Consider the following 4,939-nt stretch of genomic DNA (forward strand, 5'->3'; position numbering starts at 1 on the left):
CATGGAAAGCGAGTGATTTCCCGGACCTCCTTTTTGTATACAAAGCAACGGAAATAGGAATATCTCGAAACTGAGTCTACCGGAATAGGGAGCGTTAATAGAATAATAAAGCTTCCTAAGCACGAGTTAGCTGAAAAGTAATTAACTAGCACGCTAATTGATAATTATCTTTGCATGGACTTTTCCCTTTTTTGTAATTATTAACCATTTTTATAGTGGAATTCATAAGAATAAAGAACCTCCGAAGTTTGGAAGTTCTTCCTCTTACAATCTGGCTCTTTGATTATTTCTTCTCACTTTAACTTTTCTCTTCAAATTTCTTAGTATTTTCATCAACACTGTTTCTTCGGTCATCCCTTTTCCCCCTATAGATCGCAAAGCTTCACACCCATTATATCCCAATTTTTAAAATAAAAGAATCACGGAAAAAAGGTAAAAAAATTGGCCAACCAGAACGAATCTGATTGACCTTCTCTCTAATTATTCTTCCGGAAGCAATACAATTTTACCCATTTTACCTGCTTCTTTAAAATACGACTGTGCCTCTCTTGCTTGTTCCAGAGGAAATGTACGATCAATAACCGGTTTAATTTTACCCTCTGAAATCGCTTCTAGCATCCGTTTGAATTCTGCTCTTGTACCTAAAACAGAACCGTACAGAGTAATGTGTTTTAAGTACATCGTTCTAAAGTCAAGTTCTGTCTTCTGACCACCCGCAGAACCGGATGTACAAAACTTCCCGCCCTTTTTCAATACTTGCAGGGAGGTGGAGAACAATGCATCGCCAACCACATCTAAAACAGAATCAATAGGACCTCCATTAGCTTCGATGATTTCCTCAGCGAGATGATCTGATTTATAGGACAACACATGGGTTGCACCCAGTTCTTTCATTCTTTCTTCTAAAGCCAGGTCACCAACTATCGCAATTACCTTCGAACCAAATACTTTAGACGCGATCTGAACATTCAAAGACCCTACACCGCCGTTTGCTCCGGTTACCATAACCGTCTCTCCGGGTTGAGCTTGAATTTGTTCAACCATATGCCAAGCCGTCATGCCGCTTACTGAAAAAACTGCGCTTTCTGTATAATTTGAAAGAGGCATATCGAAACAAAGCTCAGCCGGCCACACGACGTACTCCGCATAACCCCCATCGTATTCGGAACCAATAAAGGACATGTCTTCAGAGATATGCTCCGTTCCTTCTTCACCAGTTGAAGTAAACGGGAATAGAACCACATCTTTCCCCATCACATCCTCTTCAACACGGCTGCCCACTTTCACAACGGTACCTGTGATATCAGAACCCGGAATTCTTGGAAAATGAACTCCTTCAGGACGCCAGCCTGACTTGGACCCTGTTCCGTACGCTCCTTCTCTCATCCAAATTTCTGTATTATTAATCGCACAGGCTTTTACTTTAATAAGAACCTCATTTTCTTTAGGCTCTGGAATTGATTTTTCTACAACCTCTAGCTTGTCTACATCCCCGTATCCAGTTACTTGTACAGCTTTCATACGTAATCACCTTCCTGTTGCTTTAGTTTTATAGAATGCATTTCTAAAATTTGCTATTAGTTTGTACCCAACCCTCATGTTCATTCCATTTAAAGCATAACGAAGAGATTACAAAAATCAAATAATAAGCATTTTTAACAGAACCTTTTTCATCGATCCGAAGCCTGCTCCCACTCTTGCCGCAAAATGCTCATCTCCCAGAGACTCCAGAATTCATCGCCATACTTTCTAGCATCCCTAAGCACCCCTTCTTTTTTAAAGCCTGCTTTTTCATAACAGCCAATGGCTGAATGGTTGAAATCGAACACGCCAAGGCTGACCCGGTGCAAGTCCAGTTCATGGAAGGCAACCTGCAAAATCTCTTTCATCATTTTTTGGCCAACTCCCTGTCCTCTAACCTTCTCATCTCCAACCAGCACTTTTCCTACCCTACCTGATTGATGGATGCGATCAACTTTTCCTATAGAAATGTGGCCAATCACTTCTGAAGTCTGGTCGTGAATGACACTGTAAATGTACGTTTCCGCTCCTTCTACATTAGTTCCTTCTATATATTTATTTAATTGAGATTCATCTAATGGAAACTGAAAATTCGGTCCACCCCACTGGAGCAAGAACTCAGGGCTATCGATCCAACTAATAAGTGCTTGGAAATGGGATGGCTCAAAATGAGTAAGTTTGATCATTTCTATCCTGCTCCCTTACTGAAAATATTTTTCCGTCCCTTTATTATCTTTTAGCTCGACAACTTTTTCTTTATATAAACTTAACAAAGCGTCGATTTCTATTCTTCCAGTTTTCTCAAAAGCTGCATTCCACTTATACATTTTTTTGAGCATGAGGAGATCAGGTCGATAATTGGCTTTTTCCATCCCGAGTTTTTGACGGATGAATCGCATATTGATTCTCTTTAGTCTCTTCAGGTAAGAAGGGTTTAAAAAAAGAATCGTGTCTGATTCTTCCAAGCTTTGATTCACCCAAGTGTGGTGCACCCCTTCCACAATCCATGCTTCATTGTCGATAATCTGCTTTAAGTAATCATTACGTTCTTTTTCCGTTCTCCTAATATCTCCACTCGGCTCTCTTCGCCATGCGACGTTATCGAGTTCATAATAAGGTAGACCCAACTGAGAGGATAGTGACTTCGCCAATGTGGTCTTCCCGCTCCCGACAGACCCGATGATATGAATTTTTGTTATCCTTTTTTTATCCATATGTATCCCTGCTTTTTCTCTTTCTCTTATCCTACCTTTCTATAGTCCTTTTTGATTATCCTCTATATGTAACAAATCGTTTCAACCAACTTCCATTTACATGAAAATTATTTTATGTATAATATATGTTAAGATGAAATAAATTTTGAAACCAAAAAGGAGACAAGAGCGATGACACAATTACAGAATGTCGGCGTTGTCGGTTTGACCGTCATGGGAAAAAACCTTGCGCTAAATATCGAAAGCCGCGGCTATCATGTATCCGTATTCAACCGTACTTATGAACGAACAACGAATTTCTTAGAAAATGAAGCAAAAGGTAAAAACTTCGTCGGAAATGAAAAAATCGAAGACTTCGTAGCCTCTCTCGAGAAGCCTAGAACCATTCTACTTATGGTCAAAGCAGGAAAACCGACAGACGCTACTATCGATCAGCTGCTTCCTCACCTGGATGAAGGCGACATATTGATCGACGGCGGAAATACTTACTATAAGGATACCATTGCACGTAACGAAAAAATGAAGGAAAGAGGCATTCACTTCATCGGGACTGGTGTATCCGGTGGTGAAGAAGGCGCCTTGAACGGTCCTTCCATCATGGCTGGTGGTTCTAAAGAAGCTTATGAGCACGTGGAACCGCTGCTTAAAGCCATCTCTGCGAAAGTCGATGAAGAACCATGTGCAGCTTACACAGGTCCGGACGGCTCTGGTCACTATGTAAAAATGGTACACAATGGCATCGAGTATAGTGACATGCAGCTCATTTCTGAAGTTTACTTCATTTTGAAAAACGTGTTGAAGATGTCTGGAGAGGAGCTTCACGAAGTATTCTCTACGTGGAATGAAGGCGAACTTGACAGCTACCTCATCGAAATTACGGCAGACATTTTCAAAAAAGAAGATGACGTCAATGAAGGAACTCTTCTCGTTGATAACATCCTTGATACTGCAGGTCAAAAAGGAACTGGAAAATGGGCAAGCCAAAGCGCCCTTGATCTAGGTGTACCTCAATCGATCATCACAGAATCGGTATATGCACGATTTATTTCTGCTTTGAAAGACGAGCGTGTCAAAGCCAGCCAAGAGCTGCATGGTCCTGAAGCAACTGAATTCACAGGCGATAAAGAAGCCCTTCTTGAAGAGCTTCGCCAGGCGTTGTACTTCAGTAAAATTTGTTCCTACGCTCAGGGATTCGCTCAAATGGGCAAAGCATCTGATGAGTACGACTGGAACTTGGATTACGGAAATATCGCCATGATCTTCCGTGGCGGCTGCATCATTCGTGCACAGTTCTTACAGAAGATCAAAGAAGCGTATGACCGTGAAGCGAGTTTGGATAACCTGCTATTGGATTCTTACTTCAAGAACATTGCGAATGACTACCATAAATCCTTGCGTAAAGTCATTGCGCTTGCGATTGAACAAGGCATCGCTGTTCCAGCATTGTCCAGCGCGCTTGCGTACTATGACAGTTACCGCTCAGAACGCCTTCCAGCAAACCTGCTGCAGGCTCAGCGTGACTACTTCGGAGCCCACACGTATCAGCGCTTGGACAAAGAGGGTACCTTCCATACGGAGTGGCAGGAAATTACACAAAAAACAGATAAGTAAGATTTATAGAAAAGAGCGAAGGCATGGTCATGCCTTCGCTCTTTTCTATATCCTATGTCGCTTTCGGTTGAATAGTACGCTCGAGTTTTCAAGAAGTCCTGCTTCAAGTCATCATAAATTCATCAATAGCTACACACGACGAAATAAGAAACAAGTCCTCCTTTACCAGCCTGGAACAGAAGCGCAAGCGCCTTGTGAGCCCCAAATAAACATAAGCCAAGCGATGGATTGAATCGCTTTTTATCAACAAAGTCGATTAACTTGTGACCCCGAAGGGCTAGGCACTGAAGCTGGATGCTGCCTCACTCCGCAAAAAGTTGTCTACACACAATTAAATTTTATAATTTCCTAGACGACAAAAAAGCACTCCCCCTTTTCTAAAAGAGATAGTGCTTTTCCATTTTACTGAGCCATTCGAGATGGCTGCTGTTCAGTTTTCTGCTGCTTCTTATCTTGCTTTTGTTTCACTCTAACGGTTTGGCTGATGATCAGAGCTAATAGCAACACTTGTGCAATTAGTGTCTCCCAAGTAGGGTATACGCCCAGCCAGCTAATTTCAGGGAATCCTGCAATGGAATGGGATGGAAGCTTCT

At 41.8% G+C, this 4,939-nt stretch carries 5 protein-coding genes; 1 reads left to right on the forward strand and 4 read right to left on the reverse strand.

Going from position 1 to position 4,939, the window contains the following annotated elements; all coding sequences use genetic code 11:
* Positions 1-480: 480 nt before the first annotated feature.
* From LD39_RS08065 to LD39_RS08075, 3 genes are all read right to left on the reverse strand, one after another.
* Positions 481-1,521, reverse strand: coding sequence for a zinc-binding dehydrogenase (locus LD39_RS08065; protein WP_035545002.1), 1,041 nt, complete (start codon positions 1,519-1,521; stop codon positions 481-483).
* Positions 1,522-1,670: 149 nt separating this feature from the next.
* Entirely contained in the window at positions 1,671-2,207 is a 537-nt protein-coding gene (locus tag LD39_RS08070; protein ID WP_035545005.1) for a GNAT family N-acetyltransferase, read from the reverse strand.
* Positions 2,208-2,222: 15 nt separating this feature from the next.
* Positions 2,223-2,735, reverse strand: coding sequence for a DNA topology modulation protein FlaR (locus LD39_RS08075; protein WP_035545006.1), 513 nt, complete (start codon positions 2,733-2,735; stop codon positions 2,223-2,225).
* Between the two features lie 171 nt (positions 2,736-2,906).
* Here LD39_RS08075 and gndA point away from each other — a divergent pair, with 171 nt between their 5' ends.
* Positions 2,907-4,346 carry an NADP-dependent phosphogluconate dehydrogenase gene (gene gndA / locus LD39_RS08080; RefSeq protein ID WP_035545007.1) on the forward strand — a complete coding sequence of 480 codons (1,440 nt, stop codon included), beginning with the start codon at positions 2,907-2,909 and terminating at the stop codon, positions 4,344-4,346.
* A 402-nt stretch (positions 4,347-4,748) separates the two neighbouring features.
* Here the strand turns inward: gndA and LD39_RS23050 are convergent.
* The coding region (locus LD39_RS23050) for a hypothetical protein (RefSeq protein WP_035545009.1) at positions 4,749-4,939 on the reverse strand (191 nt) is incomplete at its 5' end.

The sequence above is a fragment of the Halobacillus sp. BBL2006 genome, from assembly GCF_000786645.1.
Lineage (GTDB): Bacteria > Bacillota > Bacilli > Bacillales > Halobacillaceae > Halobacillus.

What these genes read in the sequence shown, in the direction of transcription:
- gndA (WP_035545007.1), top strand. Translation starts at nt 2,907, where the DNA reads ATGACACAATTACAGAATGTCGGCGTTGTCGGTTTGACCGTCATGGGA.
- LD39_RS08070 (WP_035545005.1), bottom strand. Translation starts at nt 2,207, where the DNA reads ATGATCAAACTTACTCATTTTGAGCCATCCCATTTCCAAGCACTTATT.
- LD39_RS08075 (WP_035545006.1), bottom strand. Translation starts at nt 2,735, where the DNA reads ATGGATAAAAAAAGGATAACAAAAATTCATATCATCGGGTCTGTCGGG.
- LD39_RS08065 (WP_035545002.1), bottom strand. Translation starts at nt 1,521, where the DNA reads ATGAAAGCTGTACAAGTAACTGGATACGGGGATGTAGACAAGCTAGAG.